We start from the raw sequence: 24770 nt of genomic DNA, 5'->3' as shown, positions 1-24770 counted from the left end.
ATGTATTTTATTCGGCCCTGCTTAGGTAGGGCTGAATTTTTGATAGTGAGTATCTATCATTTTTTATACACTAATATTTAATCAGTCTTTTTTTGGGAATTTTTATTTTTTCTAAAGGAGTTCGCTGTGAGTTTTTTACGATTTCTGCCTAGGTCTTGGCGTACCCCTGTTTATTTAGTTGGTTTTATTTTAACCACTAACCCAGCACTGGCAACTAAATTGCCTCCATCTGTTGCAGTCTTTGACTGGACAATTGCAGAAACACTTCTCTCTCTTGATCCTAGCGCTGTCTCATTGGGCAATACCGCAGCCTTCCATAAATGGACTGGCGATAACTACAAAGATGTCGACATCATAGATATTGGAACACAGACATTTCCAAACATGGAACTACTAAGCAGCATCGAACCTCATCATATCCTTCTGTCTCCTAGCCAAGTTCGCCTCGGGCAAAGGTTAGCTAACATTGCACCTTATACCATCATCCAATCTTATCCTTATGTCGGAAATAGGAGTGGCCGTCTGTGGTCAAGCTTTGATGCATTTGCTCTTGAAATTGGTGTATCAGTCGATCAAAAAGCTGTAGCGGAACAGCTAATTATGGACACACGATCTCATCTTGAAGAATTGCGAAGTAACCTAAGCTCACAGCCACCACTGCTAGTTATTCAACTAGTAAATGAGCACTATGTCCGAGTATATGGCGAGAATAGTATGTTTCAGGAGGTGCTTCGGCAGTTAAATTTAAGCAATGCATGGACAGAAAAAACCAATCAGTGGGGCTATTCACTAGTAAGCATCAGAGAGCTTTTCAATGTGGAAGAAGCGAGACTGATTGTCATCGAAAGTGCATTCCCCATAGGTATAGAAAATAATATCGAGACTAGCGGCATGTGGCGTTACCTCCCCAGTGTCCAGCAAGGAGATTCTGTTGTTTTGTCGTCTTCTTTCTGGATAGCGGGTGCCCTCCCCTCCGCTCAACGCTTTGCCAATGCCTTGGTGAAAGCCCTATGATAGACACAATTTTAATGAGCATACTTTTTTTACTTTCATCCTAACCAGTTCACGCAAGTAGAATACTATAGATGAAATAACTGTAGCGGCATGCCGCTACAGTTATTCTATAGGCAAGAGGTCATAAAACCTTTACTCAAGCTGGCACCTGCTCACCGATATACCGATGAGCACTTGCTTCCAGTAGCTCCTCCACCTGAGATATCAGATCCTCATCCCCAACAATTGAGAAGTGGTCATGGGGAGTTTCAATTGAGGTTCTCGGGATTCGATTTAACTGGTTCGCTAACGCCTGTCGCTCTTCCCAACCTCTTTTCGATTCCCACCAGCAGTCCACGTCACAGTCCAATGCAGGCAAGGCATCAAGCTGTAGTGAAAGGTACTTCAAATGCCGCGCCACGCAGAATATTCTAGCAAGCTCCTCGCTACCCAATGTTGCGTAACCCTCACGACCATATGCATCGAATGACGCCATTAGCTTCGACAGCTTAAGGGCAACCTCCTCCTCACTCGGTTCCTCCTTGCTCTCCTCCTTACCATCCCGAGCTTCAAGCGAAACACTTGGCAATATAACCGATGCAAAGTTTGCAAAATCTCGCTGCCAGCTATCCTCGCTATGCAGACCACCGCCAGGTACATAGGGATCTATCAAAGCCAGTTGGCTCACGTCTTGCCCCACCCCTTCAAGACGTGCCGCGATCATCGCGGCCAATGCTCCACCAAGAGACCATCCCAATAGCCGATAGGGCCCCACGGGTTGTATGCGGCGTATCGTCTCCACATAGTCATCAGCCATTGTTTCAAGTGATGAATCTCGATGCTGTGGGTCGGTCAACATTCGGCAAGACAGACCGTAAACCGTGCATACTCCCTGCAAGCGCCGAGCCAACGGTTGATAGTCAAAAACCGTTCCCATCACGGCATGAATGCAGAATAGCGGCGGCTGAGTGCGACACTCGCCATTGAGCATGAGAGCCCCTTTGGGCAGAACCTCAGTGTGATTCCTCACTTCCAGCAGATCAGCAATGGTCGGCTTCTGCATCAGGTCGAATAGCTTGAAGTCGAGTTTAGGTTCCCGCAGCGCTTGCACATGGTTCATTACTTTTAGGCTTAGCAAAGAATCACCACCTAATTCGAAGAAATTATCAGTTTCGCCGACCCGCTCAATGCCCAGCACTTGCTGCCAAATCTCAGCGAGTTGGTGTGCCTCTGGTGTGGAAGGTGTCACGTAATCCCGGGGCTCTCCTGGATGAGGCTCAGGCAATGCTTTGCGCTCCACCTTACCGTTGGCATTCAGCGGCAGTGTGTCGAGCATGATCACGACACCCGGCACCATATAGTCTGGCAACTGTTGGCCCAGTCGATCATGTAATTTACTCGTGTCGAGTTCACTGTCGGCCTGGGGAACCACATAGGCCACCAACCTGGCGCCATTGGGGCCTTCTTGGGCGACCACCACCGCCTCGCGAATCTCCGGCTGAGCGAGCAGTTCGGCTTCGATCTCGCCCAGTTCGATCCGCAGACCGCGGATTTTTACTTGGTGGTCGAGGCGGCCCAGGTACTCGAGCTGACCATCCTCCCGCCAGCGCACCAGGTCACCGGTACGGTAGAGGCGCTCGCCCTCATGGAATGGGTCGGCAATAAAACGCTCCGCCGTGAGATCACTGCGATTGAGATAACCACGGGCCAGGCTTACCCCGCCCAGGTACAACTCTCCCGCGACGCCCTGGGGCACCAGGTTAAGGTCATCATCCATGATGTAGGTGCGAGTACCACTAATGGGCCGCCCAATAGGGATCTGGCGGTGATCGTCATCACGGCACCACCAGTGCGTGACATGAATGGTGGTTTCGGTGGGGCCATAAAGATCGTGAAGGTTAGCCCCATCGAGACACTCCGCCACGTCCTTCTGCAGCGAGGCGGGAACAGCCTCGCCACCGCACATGATATGTTTGAGACGCGTCTTGGCTTTGACGTCGGGATAGGCCAGGAAGGCCTTGAGCATGGAGGGCACAAAGTTGAGCGTGGTGACGCCGTGCCGCTGGATCAGCTCGATGATGCGCTCTGGATCTCGATGGTCGCCTGGCTGGGCAATCACCAAACGTGCCCCGACACTCAGCGGCCAGAAAATCTCCCACACCGAGACGTCGAACCCGAACGGCGCCTTGTGCAGTACGGCATCGGTATCGGTGAGCTGGTAGGTCTCCTGCATCCAGACCATGCAGTTGGTCAAGGCATCATGGCGGATGGCAGCGCCTTTGGGTCTCCCGGTGGAGCCCGAGGTGTAGATCACATAGGCGAGGTGCTCGCCGTGCAGTGTTACCGATGGATCGGTAGAGGCGTGATGTGCCACGTCCAGTCGATCCAACTCAACAACGCTAAGGCCAGCCGCTAGCGGCAAGGACTCGCGCAAGTGGTGCTGGGTCAGCAGCAGCTCGATGCCACTATCGTCGGCGATAAAGGCCAGCCGCTCCAAGGGATACTCGGGATCCAGCGGCACATAGACGCCGCCGGCCTTGAGGATGCCCAGCAGCCCCACCACCATCTCTATGGAACGCTCCATGGCAATGCCCACACGGGTCTCGGGTTGTATACCTAGGCCGATCAGATAATGGGCCAACTGGTTGGCACGGGTATTGAGTTCGGCGTAGCTGAGCGACTGATCGTCGAAGATGAGAGCCGTGGCCTCTGGCGTTGCTTCCGCCTGTCGCTCTATCAACTGATGCACTGGAGAAGTGTCAGAATACTGCTGAGCATTCTCTCCCCACTCGCTCAACAACTGATGCTCATCCTTTCCTAGCAGGCTGATCTCACTGATCGCTTGGCGTGGTACCGTTTGCAGACTTTCCACGATGCCTGTCACGGCCGAGCACATGTAATCACATAGGCGCTGGGCGCCGATTGTACGGCTCACTTGCCCTACTAGTTGGAAGCCTTCTCCCGAATCATCTACCGCCATACCAATGGGGTAGTTGGTACGCTCCTGGCCGCTCAGCACTTCTATCCCTTCCCAGGTGTGGGTGGGCGTTCCTTCTTCCTGGAGAGCGCTGTAACGGTAGTTCAGCATGCTCGTGAATAGCGGCGATCCTCCAGACAACCCGCTGCATCGCTGAGCCAGTCCGAGGCTGGCATGCTCGTGATGCATGAGCTCAGAAAGGGCCTCGTGGGTTTGTCGCAAAGACTGCTCGATACCTTGAGTACCCGTTTTGATGCGCACCGGCAAGGTGTTGATAAACATCCCCAGCGCCCGCTCGGCACCTGCGATGCCCTGCATTCGGCCGAACAAAACGGTGCCAAATACCACGTCGTGCCGCCCCGTCGTTTTGCTCAGCACCAAGGCCCAGGCCAGGTGGAACAGGCTGGCCGTGCTGACGCCATGGCGCTGGGCCTGTTGCCGCACCCGCTGGGCTAGATCCGCAGTCAAAGGAACGCGCACTTCTTCGATATCGCGGCCATCGCCACGTACCTCCAGCAGCCCAAAGGGGGCGGTGGGCTCTTCGATATCCCCCAACTGCTCGCGGAAGAAGGCTTCATGTTGGTCTGAGTTTACCCCTATCCGAGCCTGCGCCACGAAGTTCCGGAATGGAATCGGCTTGGGTAGTTCGTCCTCGCGTCCTTGCTGGATCAGGGCTATTTCTTCCACCAGTAGCTCAAGGGTGGTGTGATCCAGGACGAGGTGGTGGCTGGGTAGCTGCAGCAGCCAGCGACCTAGTTCGCCATCATGGGCAGCCACTGCTCGCAGCATGGGGGCCCGGCGAACATCGAGGCGGTGGTGCTCAGGATCCACCTCGGCATTCAGTTGTTCGGCGACGCTCTGTGATGGGGCACCATCCAAGTCCAGCCACTCGAGCACCAATTCTGCATGCCTGCAGACCACCTGCACCGGTTCGCGAAGCCCTTCCCAGAGCACGGCGGTACGTAGAATATCGTGACGGGCGATCAGCTGGTTAAAACCGGCAATAAAGGCTTCCAGCCTCTCGCGGCTATCGAAGCCCAGTAGTCGTGGCGTCACATAGGTATCGCCTTCTTCTTGCAGCCGGTGGTGGAAGAGAATGCCCTCCTGCAGTGGTGCCAGGGGGTAGATGTCCTGAATATTGCTGACACCACCGGGCACAGCGGCTTCGATCTCACGAAGTTCTTCGGCATTGAGCTCGATTAGCGTCAACATCTCGGGCTGGAGAGCCTGACAATAGTGAGGAATCAGATTGGGTGGGATGGTGATCTCAGTATGCTCGGGTGCCTGCGTCAACGCTTGAGCAAAGGCCGCCAGCTCTGGACATTGGAACAGCGTGCGCACCTCTGCCGTCAGTCCTCGATGCCGCATTTGCTCCAAAACTTTCAGAGCCAATAACGAATGGCCCCCCAGCTCGAAGAAGTTGTCGTGGCGGCCCACCCTTTCGACGCCCAGTATTTCTGACCAGATGTCTGCCAGCGCTTCTTCCACCGCACTCTGTGGAGGCGCGTACTGCGAGCCACTGGCCAACTCCGGCTCGGGCAGGGCCTTGCGATCCACTTTGCCGTTGGCATTCAGCGGCAATGCCTCGAGGGCGACCACGATGCCCGGTACCATATACTCCGGTAGCTTTTGTCCCAGCGTTTCACGTAGTGAGCTGGTGTCGAGTTCACTGTCGGCTTGGGGAACCACATAAGCGACCAGCCTCGAACCGCCGGGGCTTTCCTGGGCGGCCACCACCGCCTCGCGAACCTCCGGCTGAGATAATAGCTCGGCTTCGATCTCGCCTAGTTCGATACGCAAGCCACGTATCTTCACCTGGTGATCAAGGCGGCCCAGGTACTCGAGCTGGCCGTCCTCCCGCCAGCGCACCAGATCGCCGGTGCGGTAGAGGCGTTCGCCCTGCGCAAACGGATCAGCGACAAAACGTTCTGCGGTAAGGTCAGGCCGGTGCAGATAGCCCCGTGCCAAACCAATACCTCCGAGATAGAGTTCACCTGCGACTCCGGGCGGCGCCAAGTTAAGATCGCTATCCAATACGTAAGTGCGGATACCGGCGATCGGTTGGCCGATCGCTACCTGGTTGCGTCCATCGTCTTGGCAAGTCCAGTGGGTAACATCAATGGCCGCTTCGGTGGGGCCATAGAGGTTGTAGAGTGCCACTTGAGGTAAGCGGGCAAATACCTGATTCTGCAACTCTGCCGGTAGCGCTTCGCCGCTACACACCATGCGTGTCAGGCTGGTGCAGGCCTCGATGTCGCCGTGGGCCAGGAAGGCCTGCAGCATCGAGGGTACAAAGTGCAGTGTAGTGATGTCATGGGTACGGATTAGCTCGACCAATTGTGACGGTTCGCGATGGGCTCCCGGCGGCGCCATCACCAGGCGCCCCCCCTGCATCAGCGGCCAGAAGAACTCCCACACCGAGACATCGAAGCTGAAGGGCGTCTTCTGCAGCACCGCATCGTCAGCCGTTAGGCCATAGGCATCCTGCATCCACCGTAAGCGATTAGTCAGTGCATGGTGACGGTTGGCCACTCCTTTGGGTCGCCCGGTGGAACCCGAGGTGTAAATCACGTAGGCGAGGTGCTCACCATGCAGGGCTACTCCGGGATTATTCGAGGCATAGTGCGCTACTTCTAGACGATCCAGCTCGATAACGCTCAGACTCTCAGCTATCGGCAACGTATCGCGAAGATGCTGCTGGGTGAGAAGCAACTCGATGCCGCTGTCTTCGACCATATAGGCCAGCCGCTCGGAGGGGTAATCCGGATCCAGTGGCACATAGGCGCCACCCGCCTTGAGAATCGCTAGTAGACCCACCACCATCTCGATGGAGCGTTCCATGGCGACACCCACCTGGGTTTCGGGCCTTACACCTAGGCCAATAAGATAATGAGCCAAGCGGTTGGCGCGGGTGTTGAGTTCGGCGTAGCTAAGTGACTGATCTTCGAATACTACTGCCGTGACCTCGGAAGTTGCCAAAGCCTGCTGCTCAATCAGATAATGGACTGGAGAAGTGTCAGAATACTGTTGCTTATCCTCTCCCCACTCTCTCAACAACTGCTGCTCGTCTGTTCTGAGTAGGCTGATCTCACTTAATGATTGTTGAGATGCAGCTTGCAGACTTTCTACGATGCCTGCAATTGCTGTACTCAGATAGTCACACAGCCGCTGAGCACCGACTATACGGCTCACCTGCCCTACCAACTGAAAGCCGTTACCTAGATCGTCCACCGACATCGTGATCGGGTAGTTGGTGCGCTCCTGACTATCCAGCAAAATCATGCCCGAGCTAGGCTGAGAGTCTTCATCCTTTGTCGGGCTATAGCGGTAGTTAAATAGAGTTGTGAACAGCGGTGTTCTTCCAGGCAGACCGCTGCAGCGTTGCGCCAGGGCGAGGCTCGCATGCTCGTGTTGCAACAGCGCAGACAGGGCCTCGTGGGCCTGGCGTAGGGAGTTCTCGATGCCTTGGGAACCCGTCTTAATACGTATGGGCAGCGTATTGATAAACATCCCCAAAGCCCGTTCGGCACCCTCGGCGCCTTGCATGCGCCCGAATAACAGGGTGCCAAACACCACATCGTCCCGCCCAGTGGTTTTGCTCAGCACCAACGCCCAGGCCAAATGGAACAGGCTAGCCGTGCTCACACCATAACGCTGTGACTGTTGCCTCACCTGCTGGGCCAGCTCCACTGGCAAAGGAAGGCGAACTTCCTCTATCTCACTGCCATCGCCGCGAACGTCTAACAGACCGAAGGGCGCGGTAGGTTCTTCAACATCGCCCAACCGCTCGCGGAAGAAGGCCTCATGCTCTTTCTGGCTTACCCCTAGTCGGGTCTGGGCAACGAAATTGCGGAATGGGAGCGGTTGGGGTAATTCATCTTCGCGGTCTTGCTGGATCAGGGTAATCTCTTCCACTAGTAGCTCAAGGGTAGTGTGATCCATCACCAAGTGATGACCAGGCAACTGCATTAGCCATCGATCCTGTCTAACATCGTACGCAGCCAGCGCCCGAAGCATCGGCGCTCGCCGCACATCAAGGCGATGATGCTCAGGATCCACTTTCGCATTCAGTTGTTCGGCAACGCTTTGTGATGAGGCGCCATCCACGTTTAGCCATTCGAGGGCTAATTCGGCATGCCGGTATACCACCTGTACCGGCTCGCGCAGGTTTTCCCACAACACCGCTGTACGTAAAATATCATGACGGGCAATCAGCTTATTGAAACAGGCTATAAAGGCTCCCAGTCGTTCTCGGCTGTCGAAGCCAAGCAGACGCGGGGTGACATAGGCATCGCCTTCTTCCTGCAGCCTATGGTGGAAGAGAATGCCCTCCTGCAGTGGTGCCAACGGATAAACATCCTGAATATTGCTAGTACCGCCGGGCACTGCCGCTTCGATGGCGCTGATCTCTTCGTCATCGAGTTCAATTAAGGGCAGCATCTCAGGCTGGAGAGCCTGACAATCTTGAGGGATCCGGTTGGGCGGGATGATTACCTCCTGCCGCTCTGATGTCTGCGTCAGTGCCTGGGCAAAGGTCGCCAATTCCGGGTATTGGAACAGCGTGCGTACCTGCGCCGTTAGTCCCCGATGCCGCATTTTCTCCAGCACTTTTAGAGCTAGCAGCGAATGCCCCCCCAGCTCAAAGAAGTTGTCATGACGGCCCACACATTTGACACCAATCACCTCTGACCAGACTTCCGCCATCGCTTCTTCCACTTCGCCCTGGGGCGGCTCATACTGCGAGCCACTGGCCAAATCCGGCACGGGCAGGGCCTTACGGTCTACCTTGCCATTGGCATTCAACGGAAGCGACTCCAATGGGATCACAACGCTCGGCACCATATAGTCCGGCAGTCGTTGCCCCAGCGCCTCACGTAGTGGGCTAGTGTCGAGCTTGATGTTAGCCTGGGGAACCACATAAGCGACTAACCTAGAGCCGCTAGAACCTTCCTGAGCTACCACTACCGCTTCGCGAACCTCTGGCTGGGATAATAGCTCGGCTTCGATCTCCCCCAGTTCGATACGTAGGCCACGTATTTTTACTTGATGGTCGAGGCGCCCCAGGTACTCGAGCTGGCCATCCTCCCGCCACCGCACCAGATCGCCGGTGCGGTAGAGGCGCTCGCCCTCTGTGAACGGATCAGCGATAAAGCGCTCCGCCGTAAGATCACTGCGATTGAGATAGCCACGGGCCAGACTGATCCCACCCAGGTATAACTCTCCAGCCACACCCGGTGGCGCCAGGTTGAGCTCACCATCCAAGACGTAGGTGCGGGTACCGCTAATAGGCCGCCCAATGGGGATCTGGCGATGAGCGTCATCACGACACCACCAGTGAGTGACATGAATGGTGGTTTCAGTGGGGCCATAGAGGTCATGCAGGTGGGCGCCGTCGAGGCACTCAGCTACGTCCTGCTGTAGAGTGGCGGGAACGGCTTCGCCACCGCACATGATATGCTTGAGCCGCGTCTTGGCCTTGACATCAGGATAGGCCAGGAAGGCCTTGAGCATAGAGGGCACGAAATTAAGCGTGGTGACTCCGTGCCGCTGAATCAGCTCAATGATGCGTTCTGGATCCCGGTGGTCGCCTGGTTGGGCGATCACCAAGCGTGCCCCAACACTCAGCGGCCAGAAAATCTCCCATACCGACACGTCGAACCCGAACGGCGCCTTGTGCAGTACTGCATCGGTATCGGTGAGTTGGTAGGTCTCCTGCATCCAGACCATGCAGTTGGTCAAGGCATCATGGCGAATGGCAGCGCCCTTGGGCCGCCCGGTGGATCCCGAGGTGTAAATCACGTAGGCGAGGTGCTCACCGTGCAGCGCCACCGCTGGATTGGTAGAGGTGTGATGTGCCACGTCCAGCCGATCCAACTCGATAACGCTAAGTCCATCCGCTACCGGCAATGACTCGTGCAAGTGGTGCTGAGTCAGCAGCAGCTCGATGCCACTATCTTCGGCGATGAACGCCAGCCGCTCTGAAGGATACTCGGGATCCAGCGGCACATAGGCGCCCCCCGACTTGAGAATCGCCAAGAGGCCCACCACCATATCGATGGAGCGCTCCATGGCGATGCCCACCCGGGTCTCCGGTTTTACACCAAGACCGATCAAATAGTGGGACAGACGATTGGCACGAGTATTGAATTCGGCGTAGCTGAGTGACTGCTCCTCAAATACTAATGCAGTAGCCTCGGGCGTTACCTCGGCCTGGCGCTCGATCAATTGATGGATTGACTGAGTATCGGGATGCCGGTGGGAATTCACTCCCCACTCGCTTAATAAACGCCGTTCTTCTTCTCCTAGTAGGCTGAACTCACTTATCGCTTGTTGCGGTGCCGTTTGCAGGCTTTCCACCATGCTGGCTACAGCGGCTTGCATGTAATTACATAACCTTCGTGCACCAATCGTGCGACTCACCTGCCCTACTAGCTGGAAGCCTTCTCCCAGATCATCTACCGCCATACCAATCGGGTAGTTGGTACGCTCCTGGCCGCCTATTACTTCCACCCCCTCCCAAATATGAGCGGAACTACCTTCGTGCTTCGGTGCACTATAGCGATAGTTAAGTAAACTGGTGAAGAGTGGCATGCCACTAGTTAGTCCACTACAGTGCTGCGCAAGACCAAGGCTAGCGTGTTCGTGATGCAGCAGCGCTGATAGGGACTCGTGGGTTTGTCGTAAGGACTGCTCGATACCTTGGGCCATTTTGATACGCACCGGAAGCGTATTGATAAACAACCCTAGTGCCCGCTCAGCGCCCTCAGTACCCTGCATACGGCCGAACAGCACTGTGCCAAATACCACGTCGTCCCGCCCGGTGGTTTTGCTTAGCACCAACGCCCAGGCCAAGTGGAACAGGCTGGCCGTGCTGACACCATGGCGCTGCGCCTGCTGCCGCACCTGCTGGGCTAGTTCCGCAGCCAAAGGAACGCGTACTTCTTCGATATCGCTGCCATCGCCACGAATGTCTAGTAGCCCGAAGGGCGCTGTCGGTTCTTCAACATCGCCCAACCGCTCTCTAAAGAAGGCTTCGTGCTCTTCCAGACTTACCCCCAGACGCGCCTGCGCTACGAAGTTGCGGAATGGGATCGGCTTGGGCAGTGCGTCCTCGCGGCCTTGCTGGATCAGGGCTATTTCTTCCACCAGTCGCTCGAGGGTGGTGTGATCCATGACGAGGTGATGGCTAGGTAGTTGCAACAGCCAGCGGTTTTGCTCAGCATCGTAGGCAGTCACCGCCCGTAGCATCGGCGCTCGGCGCACATCGAGGCGATGGCGCTCAGGATCCACCTCTGCATTCAGCCGTTCGGCAACACTTTGTGATGGGATACCATCCACGCTTAGCCATTCGAGGGCTAATTCAGCATGCCGGTAAACCACCTGAACCGACTCACGCAGGTTTTCCCAAAGCACAGCAGTGCGCAGGATATCGTGACGGGCAATCAGCTGATTAAAACCGGCTATAAAGGCTTCCAGCCGTTCTCGGCTGTCGAAGCCAAGCAGACGTGGAGTGACATAGGCATCACCCTCTTCCTGTAGCCGGTGGTGGAATAGAATACCCTCCTGTAACGGTGCTAGCGGGTAGATATCCTGGATATTGCTGGCCCCACCCGGCACGGCCGTTTCGATGGCGCTGATCTCTTCAGCATTGAGCTCGATGAGTGTCAACATCTCAGGTTGGAGAGTCTGACAATCGTGAGGGATCAGATTGGGCGGGATATTGATTTCCTGCTGTCCTGATGTCTGCGTCAATGCCCGGGCGAAGGCCGCCAGTTCCGGGCACTGGAACAGCGTGCGCACCTGCGCCGTCAAGCCCCGGTGCCGCATTTGCTCCAGCACTTTTAGAGCCAGAAGCGAATGCCCCCCCAGCTCAAAGAAGTTGTCATGACGGCCCACACGTTCGACGCCAATTACCTCTGACCAGATTCCCGCCAGCGCTTTTTCCACCTCTCCCTGGGGCGGCTCATAGTGCGTGTTACTGGCCAAGTCCGGCTTGGGCAGGGCCTTGCGATCCACCTTGCCGTTGGCATTCAGCGGCAGTGCTTCGAGCATGACCACGACGCCCGGCACCATATAGTCTGGCAGTCGTTGCCCCAGCACCTCACGTAGTGAGGTGCTATCGAGTTCACTGCCAGCCTGGGGAACCACATAGGCCACCAGTCTCGAACCAGTGGAGTCTTCTTGCGCTACCACTACCGCCTCGTGGACTGTCGGCTGAGAGAGTAGTTCGGCTTCGATCTCACCTAGCTCAATACGTAGGCCGTGGATCTTAACCTGGTGATCGAGGCGGCCCAGGTACTCAAGCTGGCCATCCTCCCGCCAGCGCACTAGATCGCCGGTACGGTAGAGGCGTTCTCCCTGCGCAAACGGATCAGCGATAAAACGTTCTGCTGTAAGGTCGGTACGATTCAAATAGCCCCTCGCTAGACCAGCGCCGCCCAGGTAAAGCTCACCTGCTATGCCGACCGGTACAAGATTCAGATCGGCATCCAGCACCAGTGCCTTACGTGCCCCAATTGGCTGGCCGATCGGCACTTGAGGCGACTGCCCCAACCCAGCATCGTCTGACCATAGCGTCGGCGAGATAACGGTTTCGGCCGGACCATAGGCATTGAACAGTCGCTCTGGCTGGCAAATTCGACGAACTCCCTCAAACTCATCTCGCGACCAGGCTTCGCCACCGGCAATGCATAGGCGCACCGGCAAGGAACCTGCCGGCAAGCTTTGATAGAGGTGGCGTAAATAAGCCGGCGGCAGATACAGCACGCTAACGGCATGCTGCCGCACCAGAGTGGCTAGCGTCTCGGTTCCTAGATGGCGTCCTTGTGGTAGCACAAGGGCTGCTCCTGCTAGCAGTGGAAGCAACCACTGTTCCCCAGCGGCGTCAAAACTGATCGAAGCGAACTGAAGTAGCCGGTCTTCGGGCGTCAGTCCATAGCGCGCGCCAATCGCTTGAAGATGCATCGACAGCGGGCCATGACTCACCCCAACGCCCTTGGGCCGCCCAGTGGAGCCCGAAGTGTAGATCAAATAGGCGAGGTGCTCGCCATGCAGCGTCACCTCAGGATTGGTCGAGGTATATTGCGTGACATCCAGCCTATCCAGATCCAGCTCGATAACGCTCAAGTTCTCAGCTACCGGCAACGTATCGCGAAAACGCTGCTGGGTGAGCAGCAACTCGATACCGCTGTCCTCAGCCATATAGGACAGCCGCTCAGCGGGGTAAGCCGGATCCAGCGGCACATAGGCCCCCCCCGCCTTGAGAATAGCCAGCAGCCCCACCACCATTTCGATAGAGCGCTCCACAGCGATGCCCACCCGCGTCTCAGGTTTTACGCCTAGGCCAATCAGGTAGTGAGCCAACTGGTTGGCGCGTGTATTGAGTTCGGCGTAGCTGAGTGACTCATCCTCAAACACTAATGCAGTAGCCTCTGGCGTTACAGCAGCCTGCTGCTCAATCAGTTGATGGGTGGGCTGGGCATTGGGATACCGCTGTGTGTTTACGCCCCATTCCTGTAATTTTAGCTGTTCATCTATATCTAACAGTTCGACATCGCTCAATGCGCGTTCCGGCATCTCTGCCAATGCCTGCAGAATAACCATATAGTGCTGAGCTAGGCGCTCTATGGTGGTTGCCTCAAACAACTCTTCTGCATAAACGAAGCTTGCCTCCAGGCAACCATCCTTGCGCTCGACCACATTGAGCGTCAGTTCGAACTGAGCTTTTCCCTGCTCCAGCGCCCAGGTACTCAGTTCCAGTCCTGGTAGCGTCTGCAGCGATCCATGATCTTGCCGCTGGTGGTTGAACATCACCTGGAACAGCGGCGTGTGGCTCAAGCTACGCTCGGGCTGCAGCGCTTCCACTAATTGCTCGAACGGCAGATCTTGATGCTCTTGTGCCCCCAGAGCTGCACGTTTGCTCTGTTCCAGCGCCTCAGCCAGGCTAAGGCGTCCACATAACATATTGCGCAGTACCTGGGTGTTGACGAAAAGCCCCACCACGCCTTGGGTTTCCGTCCGGTGGCGGTTGGCAATTGGCACGCCGACCCGGATATTTTCCTGCCCCGTATATCGATACAGCAGCGCTTGGAAACCGGTGAGTAACGTCATAAACAGGGTGGCGCCCTTCGCCTGAGCCTGATGACTCAATCCGCTCACCATCGAGCCAGGAAGCATTATTTCGTGGCTTGCTGCTTGATAGTGTCCATCGCTGCGACGTGGGTGATCGGTCGGCAACTGCAGTACCGGGTGTTCGTTGCCAAGTTCCACCTGCCAGTATGCGAGCTGGCGATCTTTCTCGCCCGCTTCCATCCATTGACGCTGCCAGAGTGCATAATCAGCGTACTGTATCGGCAGGGCTGGCGGCTGCCACGTCTCACCCGTTACCCGAGCGGAGTAGTCCGCTGCAAATTCATCGATGATCAACTGCATCGACCAACCATCGGAGACGATGTGGTGCATTACCACTACTAACAGGTACTCCTCTTCAGCTAAACGCAGTATCCCCACGCGCAAAAGTGGCCCCTGCTCCAAATCGAAAGGATCGTTGCAAAGCCGATCAACCTCATTTTCTATTGCCCCTTCTCGTTCAGCCTTCGGCATATGACCTAGGTCGACCTCATGCAATGCGAAGTTGCTATCAGCCTGCACCACCTGCATCAACCCACCCTCGCCATCGTCGCGGAACACCGTCCGCAATGTTTCATGACGAGATATTAAGGCGGAGAAGCTACCCCGCAGTGCTTCAGTATCCAGCGAGCCCTTAAGGGTCAGAGCACCAGTAATATGGTAAGCGCTGCTTTGAGGATCCATGCGCCACAGAAACCACTGGCGAAGTTGGGCATAAGAGGGTGAGCAAGCTGTCTGTTGTGATACAGGACGAGAAAGAATTGGGAACTGGCCAATGCCTAACCCCTGAGTGCGGATCTTGTCGTAAACTGCGCGACGCTGCTCGACAGGTAATCCGGCAAAGCGTTCCGCAATACGACGGGTATCTATGTTACTCATTGAACGGTATCCATGCTGTCGATAAAGGAATCAATATCGGAGAGCGACTGCTCTAAGGAGTGCCCGCTGCTTAGCGTGGCAATACACTCTGCCAGGTCGCGCAGCAGTGGTTTCCTAAACACCTCGGATAGTTGGAGCTCAACTTGCATATCAGCTTGAACGCGTGCCGCCATTTGCATCGCAAGTAGCGAGTGCCCCCCCAACTCGAAGAAATTGTCGTGACGTCCCACTTGATCCATGCCCAACACATCAGACCAGGTTTCCGCCAGGGCTTCTTCCACCTCGCCCTGAGGCGGCTCGTACTGCGTGCTACTGGCCAAATCCGGAGCGGGCAGGGCCTTGCGATCTACCTTGCCGTTAGCATTCAGCGGTAGTGCATCGAGGGTGACCACGACGCCCGGTACCATATAGTCCGGCAGTCGTTGCCCCAGCGCTTCACGTAATGAGCTGGTGTCGAGTTCACTGTCGGCTTGGGGAACCACATAAGCGACTAACCTAGAACCACCGGGGCTTTCTTGGGCGACCACTACTGCTTCGCGAACCTCCGACTGAGAGAGTAGTTCGGCTTCGATCTCGCCAAGCTCGATACGCAGGCCGCGGATCTTCACTTGGTGGTCGAGGCGGCCCAGGTACTCGAGCTGACCATCCTCCCGCCAGCGCACTAGGTCACCGGTGCGGTAGAGGCGTTCGCCCTGCGCAAATGGATCGGCGACAAAACGTTCTGCGGTAAGACCAGAGCGGTGCAGATAGCCCCGCGCCAAGCCCACGCCACCAAGATAGAGTTCACCTGCGACCCCGGGAGGCGCCATGTTGAGATCGCCGTCTAGTACGTAGGTGCGGATACCCGCAATCGGTTGGCCGATGGCTACGTGGTTGCGCCCATCGTCTTGGCACGTCCAGTGGGTAACGTCGATAGCTGCTTCGGTGGGGCCATAGAGGTTGTAGAGCGCCGCGTGAGTTAATCGAGCCAATACTTGGTTCTGCAGTTCAGCCGGTAGCGCCTCTCCGCTGCATACCAGACGCGTCAGGCTGGTACAGGTTTCGATCTCGCCATGAGCCAGGAAGGCCTGCAGCATTGAAGGTACGAAGTGCAGTGTAGTGATGTTATGCCTACGGATTAGCTCGACCAACTGTACCGGTTCACGATGGGCACCTGGTGGCGCCATCACCAGCCGGGCGCCCTGCATCAGCGGCCAGAAGAATTCCCATACTGAAACATCGAAACTGAAGGGGGTTTTCTGTAGCACCGAATCGTCGGTCGCTAAGCCATAGGCGTCCTGCATCCACTGTAGGCGATTGGTAAGGGCATGGTGACGGTTGACCGCGCCCTTGGGCCGCCCGGTGGAGCCCGAGGTGTAAATCACATAGGCGAGATGTTCACCGTGCAGTGCCACCTGAGGGTTGGTGGACGCATAATGCGTCACATCCAACTGATCCAGCTCAATAACGTTCAGGCTCCCCACCACCGGCAAGATGTCGCGCAGGTGCTGTTGGGTAAGCAGCAGCTCGATGCCACTGTCCTCGACCATATAGAACAGCCTCTCGGCGGGGTAATCCGGATCCAGCGGCACATAAGCCCCCCCCGCTTTGAGGATACCCAGCAGCCCCACCACCATTTCGATGGAGCGCTCCATGGCGATACCCACTCGGGTCTCGGGTTTTACGCCAAGTCCGATTAGATAGTGGGCCAAGCGATTGGCGTGGGTATTGAGTTCGGCGTAGCTGAGAGACTGATCTTCAAATACTAGCGCCGTAGCCGCTGGGGTTGCCGCAGCTTGGCGCTCAATCAGCTGATGGACTGGCTGAGCATCGGGATGGTGGGAGTTCACCCCCCACTCGTTTAACAACCGCTGCTCTTCTTTTCCTAGCAGGTTGATCTCGCTTAGTGCTTGCTGCGGTGCTGTTTGCAGGCTTTCCACAATGCCAGCTACAGCAGCTTCCATGTAATCACATAATCTTTGTGCACCAATCGTGCGACTCACCTGCCCTACTAGCTGGAAGCCCTCTCCCAGATCATCTACCGCTATACCGAATGGGTAATTGGTACGCTCCTGGCTACCCAGTATCTCCATTCCTTCCAAGCTATGAGCGGGGCTTCTTTCTTGTTGAGATGCGCTATAACGATAGTTCAGCAAACTGGTAAATAGCGGCGTTCCACCGGGCAACCCGCTGCAGCGCTGCGCAAGGCCAAGGCTGGCATGCTCGTGATGCAACAGGGCAGATAAAGCCTCGTGGGTTTTTCGCAAGGACTGATCGACACCTTGAGCGCCCATTTTGATACGCACAGGGAGCGTATTGATAAACATCCCCAGCGCCCGCTCGGCGCCCTCGGTGCCCTGCATGCGGCCGAACAGCACAGTGCCGAACACCACATCGTCCCGCCCAGTGGTTTTGCTCAATACCAAGGCCCAGGCCAGATGGAACAGGCTAGCCGTGCTCACACCATAGCTCTGGGCCTGTTGCCGCACCTGCCGGGCCAGTTCTGTATCCAGAGGAACGCGAACTTCCTCTATCTCGCTGCCATAGCCGCGAACGTCTAGTAGCCCGAAGGGCGCGGTCGGTTCTTCAATATCGCCCAACTGCTCACGGAAGAAGGCCTCATGCTCCTCCTGGCTTACCCCTAGCCGGGCCTGGGCAACGAAATTGCGGAATGGAAGTGGTTGGGGTAGCTCATCTTCGCGGCCTTGCTGGATCAGGGAAATTTCTTTCACTAATAGCTCAAGGGTAGTGTGATCCATGACGAGGTGGTGGCTAGGTAGCTGCAACAGCCAGCGATTTTGCTCGGCATCATATGCAGCAACTGCCCGTAGCATGGGGGCTCGACGCACATCGATACGATGATGTTCAGGGTTCACCTCGGCATTCAGCCGTTGAGCGACGCAGTGAGAACCATCTCCCTCCACGTCTAGCCATTCGAGGGCTAGTTCGGCATATCGGTAAACCACTTGTACCGGTTCACGACCTCCCTCCCAAAGTACCGCCGTACGTAAAATATCGTGGCGGGCAATGAGCTGGTTAAAACCGATAATAAAGGTTTCCAGCCGTTCTCGGCTGTCGAAGCCAAGCAGACGCGGGGTAACATAGGCATCGCCCTCTTCCTGCAAACGGTGGTGAAAGAGAATGCCCTCCTGCAGTGGTGCCAGCGGGTAAATATCCTGGATATTGCTGGCTCCACCCGGCACTGCCGCTTCGATGGCGCTGATCTCTTCGGCATTGAGTTCGATCAAAGTCAGCATCTCGGGCTGGATTGCCGAGCAGCCATCTGGAATGCGGTTAGGCGGGGTGATCATTTCTTGCTGCTCTGATGCCTGCGTCAATGCCCGGGCAAAGGCCGCCAGTTCCGGGCATTGGAACAGCGTGCGTACCTGCGCCTTCAGTCCTTGATGCCGCATTTGCTCCAACACCTTCAGAGCCAATAATGAATGCCCACCCAACTCAAAGAAATTATCGTGACGCCCTACCTGCTCCACCCCCAACACCTCGCTCCAGACCTTCGCCAAGGCTGCTTCCACCTCGCCTTGCGGTGGCTCATACTGCGAGCTACTGGCTAAATCCGGTTCAGGCAGTGCCTTGCGGTCTACTTTGCCGTTGGCATTCAGCGGCAGTGCATCGAGGGTGACCACTACTCCCGGTACCATATAGTCTGGTAGCCGCTGCCCCAGCACTTCACGTAGTGAGCTGGTGTCAAGTTCACTATCGGCTTGGGGAACCACATAAGCCACCAGCCTCGAACCGCCGGGGCCTTCCTGGGTGACCACCACCGCTTCGCGAACCTCCGGCTGAGATAATAGCTCGGCTTCGATCTCGCCTAGTTCGATACGCAAGCCACGTATCTTCACCTGGTGATCAAGGCGGCCCAGGTACTCGAGCTGGCCGTCCTCCCGCCAGCGCACCAGATCGCCGGTGCGGTAGAGGCGTTCGCCCTGCGCAAACGGATCAGCGACAAAACGTTCTGCGGTAAGGTCAGGCCGGTGCAGATAGCCCCGTGCCAAACCAATACCTCCGAGATAGAGTTCACCTGCGACTCCGGGCGGCGCCAAGTTAAGATCGCCATCCAATACGTAAGTGCGGATACCGGCGATCGGTTGGCCGATCGCTACCTGGTTGCGTCCATCGTCTTGGCAAGTCCAGTGGGTAACATCAATGGCCGCTTCCGTGGGGCCATAGAGGTTGTAGAGTGCCACTTGAGGTAAGCGGGCAAATACCTGATTCTGCAACTCTGCCGGTAGCGCTTCGCCGCTACACACCATGCGTGTCAGGCTGGTGCAGGCTTCTACCTCTCCATGCGCCAAGAAGGCCTGCAGCATTGAAGGTACAAAGTGCAGTGTAGTGATGTCATGGGTACGGATTAGCTCGACCAATTGTGACGGTTCGCGATGGGCGCCTGGTGGCGCCATCACCAGTCGAGCCCCCTGTATCAGCGGCCAGAAGAACTCCCACACCGACACATCGAAGCTGAATGGCGTTTTCTGTAGCACCGCATCGTCGGCCGTTAATCCATAGGCCTCCTGCATCCACTGTAGGCGATTGGTCAGTGCATGGTGACGGTTGGCGGCGCCCTTGGGGCGCCCGGTGGAACCGGAGGTGTAGATCACATAAGCAAGACTTTCGCCGTGCAGGGCCACGTTCGGATTGGTCGGCGCGTGGTGAGCAACCTCCAACCGATCCAAATCAATGACGTTCAGCCCATCGGCCACCGGCAACGCATCGCAAAGATGCTGCTGGGTTAGCAGTAGCTCGATGCCGCTGTCTTTGACCATATAGGTCAACCGATCACTCGGATAATCTGGATCTAGTGGCACATAAGCACCACCCGCCTTGAGAATAGCCAGCAGCCCTACCACCATCTCAATGGAGCGCTCAACAGCAATACCCACCCGGGTCTCAGGTTTTACGCCTAGACCGATCAGGTAGTGGGCCAACTGGTTGGCGCGGGTATTGAGTTCGGTGTAGTTGAGCGACTGATCTTCGAATACTAGTGCCGTAGCCTCTGGGGTTGCCGCAGCTTGGCGCTCTATCAGGTGATGGATGGGTTCGACCGGACTATCGGTTGCTGCGCGGCTTCCCCAGTCGAGCAGCAATGCTTTTTCCGCGTTGTCAGGTAGTTCGATAGTGGTGAGCTGTGTTTCCGGCTTTTCTAATAGGATTCTCAGTACTTTCTGGTAGTAACCGATTAAACGTTGAATTGTCTGATCATCGAACAGATCCGAATTGAACTCTAGAGCGCCAACCACTTGCTCCTGCTCGATGAAAATATCCAGCGACAGCTCAAACTTTGCACTCGTCTGAGGAAGATCGATCAGTTCGACAGACACATCATCTAACTGAAGCTGCTCCTCATCAGACCTAAACTGGAGACCAAACATAACCTGAAACAGCGGCTGTCGAACGGGATCCCGCTTTACTTTCCGTTGTTCGAGCAAGACCTCCAATGGCATATCAGCATAATTGAGGGATCCCACTGCATCTTTTTTAGCCTGCTGACATACGTCACCCAGCGTCATGGCTGGATTCACTCGTACTCGAAAAGGCAGTGTCGTGATGAAAAAGCCAACGACCTCCTGAAAATCCTCTTGCTGGCGACCTGACGACGGCACACCAATAGCGAAGTCTTGTTGTCCACAGTAGCGGGCCAGCACAACTTGCCAGGCGGCGAAAAGTGGCACGAAAGGAGTAAATCGATTTTGGTGGCAAAAGGTTTTTAGGGAACTGGCTAGGCTGCTATCCAACACGAAACGCTTTGCGGCGCCCCTAAATTCTTGCTGCTTGGGATAGACACGATCCGTAGTGATTTCCAGCGGCGGGACATCGTCACCAAGATGCTCATTCCAATACGTAAGTTCCTTGTCAATCTCGCCCGACGCCACTCTCTTCTGTTGCTGTCGAACGTAGTCGCCATATTGCACGGGCAAGCTTGGAAGCTGCGCATCTTCGTTTTGGCCCAACGCCTGACGATAGGCTTCACTCAGATCGGATTCGATGATCCGGTTAGACCAGGCATCCGAGACAATGTGATGAAGACATACAACTAATACATAGCTGTTTTCCGCCAGCTTGATTAAACGGGCTACCAGCAACGGCGGCGCGCCTAAATCGAAGACATGCTGCGCGATATTCTGGATAGAACGCGCCAGCCTTTCGTCCTGTTCTGGTGCAGCCAGTTCAGAGAGATCTTCTCTACGAATAGAAAAAGGGACGCTAGGGAGCACGGACTGGTGTGGTACACCGTTGCGCTCAAAGAATCGCGTTCTCAATACGCTATGGCGTTGAATCAGCGCTTGAAAAGCACATTCTAAAGCCCTCGCATCCACATTTCCGGTAAACCGGTAAGCACGCGGCTGGTTGTAGGCGGTAAGATCCGGCGAATAACGATGCAGGAACCAAAGCTGCTGCTGAGAATATGACAGAGGCAATGCCTCACCTTCACGAACTGCTTCCGGTACTCCAGTTTGCACTTCCCTGTCATCAATAGGTGCTGCCACATCTTGTGGATGAGCCAATTCCTTCATCGCTAAATCCTCTTCCTGTACCGCGTTACAAATGATGTTACTAGGCAAGTTTGTCTACTCAGTTGCTATCAAGCTCGGCTAGACCGCTCGTGCTGGCCTCAGCACAACTCTCCCGTAGAGCGGCACCCAGCTCAGCGACGGTGGGATGATCGAACACCACACCGGGGGCTATCTCGATCCCGAACTGCTTACGGATGCGGGCCACCAGTTTGATCACCAGCAAGGAGTGCCCACCCAGCTCGAAGAAGTCGTCATCAATGCCTACCTCATCACGACCAAGCAGCTCAGCCATGGCCTGACACAGGTTGGCTTCCACGGCATCCCGGGGCTTCACCAAGGTTTTTCTTTTCGCGGTTTTTTGGGCCAAGGCTTCCAGCGCGAAGGTGTCTACCTTGCCGTTACCTAGGCGAGGGAAATGCTCAACAGAGATAAAACAAGAAGGACGCATGGGCTCAGGCAGTAGCACAGCCAGCTGCTCGCGAAGCTGGGCTTGGCCCTCAACGGACGTTACCTCGGAGTCAGCGATCAGGAACGCTACGAGTTCCTGGGTATCACCGCCCCGACCCACCAGGCGAACCAGGCTCTGTTTAACCCCTGGCTGTGCTTGCAACATGCTTTCGATTTCCGCCGGTTCGATCCGGAAACCACGCAGCTTGATCTGGTCATCGGCTCGCCCAATAAGGCGTACGCCACCCTCGGGCAGCACGCACGCCAGATCGCCTGTGCGATAGAGACGTTCACCGGCAATAAAGGGATCTTCGACAAACGCGGAAGCATCGCTATTGAGATAACCCCGCGCCAGTTGGGCGCCGCCCAGATACAGCTCACCTACGGCACCGGTGGGGGTCGCGTGCAAGTTATCGTCAAGTACTCGATAGCGGCAATTCGGTAGCAGCTGGGTTAGTGGCAACGGGCCTGCAATATCTTGCGCCAGCGATACTGGATGCACCATAACGCCCACCGTGGCTTCTGTGGGGCCATAGTGGTTGTATAGCTGGCACTCGGGGGAGATCCGCGCGATGCTCGAAAGTAAGGCAGATGAAGTTGCCTCACCGCCTAAAATAAGCGTTTTCGGTAACCGGGGAGCTTCGCACTCCAGCAGGGCCTCCAGGTGGGAAGGCACTATCTTGAGCGCATCGATATCGGCCGCCGACATAAAGCGCGCAAAGTGGTCGCCATCCTGCATATCGTCAGGTGCGGCGATCACCAGGCGAGCTCCATTGAACAAGGCGCCGAACAGCACCGTATTACCCAAATCAGTAGCCAGCGACCCGGTCAATGCCCAGCGCTGGCATACCGATAGTCCCATGGCCTTTGTGGCACCGGCTACGTAATTGAGCAGTTGGCCATGCTCGATTACCACACCTTTTGGCGTGCCCGTGGAGCCAGAAGTATAGAGAAGGTAAGCCACGTCGCCGAGGTCTGGCTCTGGAAACGACAAGGCACTACCCGCTTCATCCACTTCTTGTGGCAGCCCCACACTGCGGATGCCGGGAAGGGCCAGTGAAGTGGGTTCCGCCTCGGCTTTTTCAGCGCTCACTACTAGTACGGGCTGGGCATCCTCAAGCACCCGCCGTTTACGGGCTTCGGGCCACTCTGGATCAAGCGGCAGGTAGGCGGCACCTGCACGCCATACTGCCAGTAGCAGCACGACCAAATCGGTGGAACGGGGCAAATTAAGCGCTACGTAGTCTCCACGCTTGACACCCTGACCATCCAGCCACCGAGCGATATCACTAATGCGGGCTTCTAGTTGGGCGTAACTTAACGTACGGCCCTGCTCCTCAATGGCAATGACATCCGGCGTCGAAGCCGCCCAGTCAGCGATATGGGCCGCTACGCTACGCTCACCCACGTCGAGCACACTGTCCTCTATCGACTGCAACGCCAGCTGTTGCTCAGGGGAAATAAGCGGCACCGAAAATAGTTTTTGTGCGGGATCGGCGAGGCCAGCCTGTAGCAGCGTCTGGTACTGCCCCAGCAGACACTCGGCCGCCGCTCGGCTATAGCATGATGGGTCGGTATAGAGCGTCGCCACCACGCCGCTCTCACTGCGGTCAATGTGCAAGGCAAGTTCAAATTCTGCTGATGGCCCTGGCAATTCTCGCAAGCGCCACTGCAAACCCGCCGACTTTAACTCACTCACCCCCTCTGAAAATGCGAACCCCGCTGCGAGGTGGCGCTTATCGGGCAGCGCATCAATCGACCAATACTCCTGGGCCTGGGTATGCGCCTCTAACTGCTCCGCTAGACGGGCGATCCAACTAGAGAAATCGCTATCAACAATACCTTCAACTAGCACCGGCAGTACCTTGTCGAAGAGACCAAGCGCCCCTTGCATCACCTCGTAATCCTGGCGGCAGTCGTGTTGCCAGCCGCCCAGCACACACTCGTTGCCGCTAATCCTGGCGAGTAGCGCCCACCACGCCGCCTGCAATACTGCCTCTGCGGATACTTGAAGCTCATCTGCTAGGCTATCGATACGCGCTACGAGGTCTGGTTCGAGCTGCAAGGCCACATATTCATGCTCTGCCCGCACGTCATGGCGATGCGCTTGCCTTGCAGGTAAACGGCATGCGCCTGCCTGCTCGGCATGCTGCTGGTGATTTTGCCAATACTCACGGCCTTCTTCGGCATCATCGTCACTTTCGAGGGAAGCGCGCCATTCGATGAATTGGGAATACTGCAGCGCCGACTCATCATCGGCTCCTCCGCTCTGATCGTAAGCCTCCACCAACACCGAGAACAGCGACTGCAGGCTGCCGCGATCCGCCACCAACGCCGAAACAGCCAGCACTAATACCCAGTTTTTTTCACCAGTACGCAGCAGCGCTGGACGTAGCAGCTCGCCACTCTCGACGGCCATGGGCCGAAGCTTGAGTGCCTCGCTATAGTTTTTGAGAGCGTCATTGAGATCGCCGTCGAGCAGTGGTTCCTGGTCATCGCTGCCGCGTAAGTCCTCATACCGCCACTCAATAGCAGGTAGTTCTTCAAGCGCCTGGTGTCGCAGCCCGCGATACCCCGCTACGCTCTTCAGAGCCGTCGCTAGGACTTCATGCTGTTGCCTCAGGTCGCTCAGTGCACGCTCCAGCCGCGAGCTATCAAGCGCACCTTGGATATCGGCCACCATGACATTAGCCTGCGCCGATGCTGCCTGCTGGGTATCACTTTCACTAGTTTCCGCCGCCACCAACACTGCACGTTGTTCAGGGCTAAGCGGCCAATGGGCAAGGCTCTGCTGTTCCGTTATTGCATTCATTTATCGACTCCCAAACCCCGTGACT

The 24770-nt window shown here is 56.3% G+C and carries 4 protein-coding genes; 1 reads left to right on the top strand and 3 read right to left on the bottom strand.

What is annotated here, in order from left to right; translation table 11 throughout:
* Positions 1 to 126: 126 nt before the first annotated feature.
* Entirely contained in the window at positions 127 to 1014 is an 888-nt protein-coding gene (locus tag NH344_RS01365) for an ABC transporter substrate-binding protein (protein WP_058578663.1), read from the top strand.
* A gap of 136 nt (positions 1015 to 1150) precedes the next feature.
* On the opposite strand, the gene NH344_RS01360 is transcribed toward NH344_RS01365, so the two are convergent.
* The 3 genes from NH344_RS01360 to NH344_RS01350 are packed head-to-tail and all read right to left on the bottom strand — an operon-like array spanning position 1151 to position 24745.
* Positions 1151 to 14977 (bottom strand): non-ribosomal peptide synthetase, encoded by a 13827-nt coding sequence (locus tag NH344_RS01360; protein ID WP_253027430.1) that lies wholly within the window; start codon positions 14975 to 14977, stop codon positions 1151 to 1153.
* Complete coding sequence (locus NH344_RS01355; RefSeq protein WP_253027429.1) at positions 14974 to 21486, bottom strand: non-ribosomal peptide synthetase; 6513 nt, start codon at positions 21484 to 21486, stop codon at positions 14974 to 14976. Before NH344_RS01355 ends, NH344_RS01360 begins: the two co-directional genes overlap by 4 nt.
* Positions 21487 to 21544: 58 nt before the next feature.
* Positions 21545 to 24745: a non-ribosomal peptide synthetase gene (locus tag NH344_RS01350; RefSeq protein ID WP_054641596.1), complete on the bottom strand. Its 3201-nt coding sequence runs from the start codon at positions 24743 to 24745 to the stop codon at positions 21545 to 21547.
* Positions 24746 to 24770 lie beyond the last annotated feature (25 nt).

Origin of the sequence: Halomonas sp. Ps84H-12, assembly GCF_024124725.1 — a bacterium.
Lineage (GTDB): Bacteria > Pseudomonadota > Gammaproteobacteria > Pseudomonadales > Halomonadaceae > Vreelandella > Vreelandella aquamarina.
The sequence above is the reverse complement of the archived record's forward strand: the minus strand, read 5'-3'. Positions and strand labels throughout refer to the sequence as shown.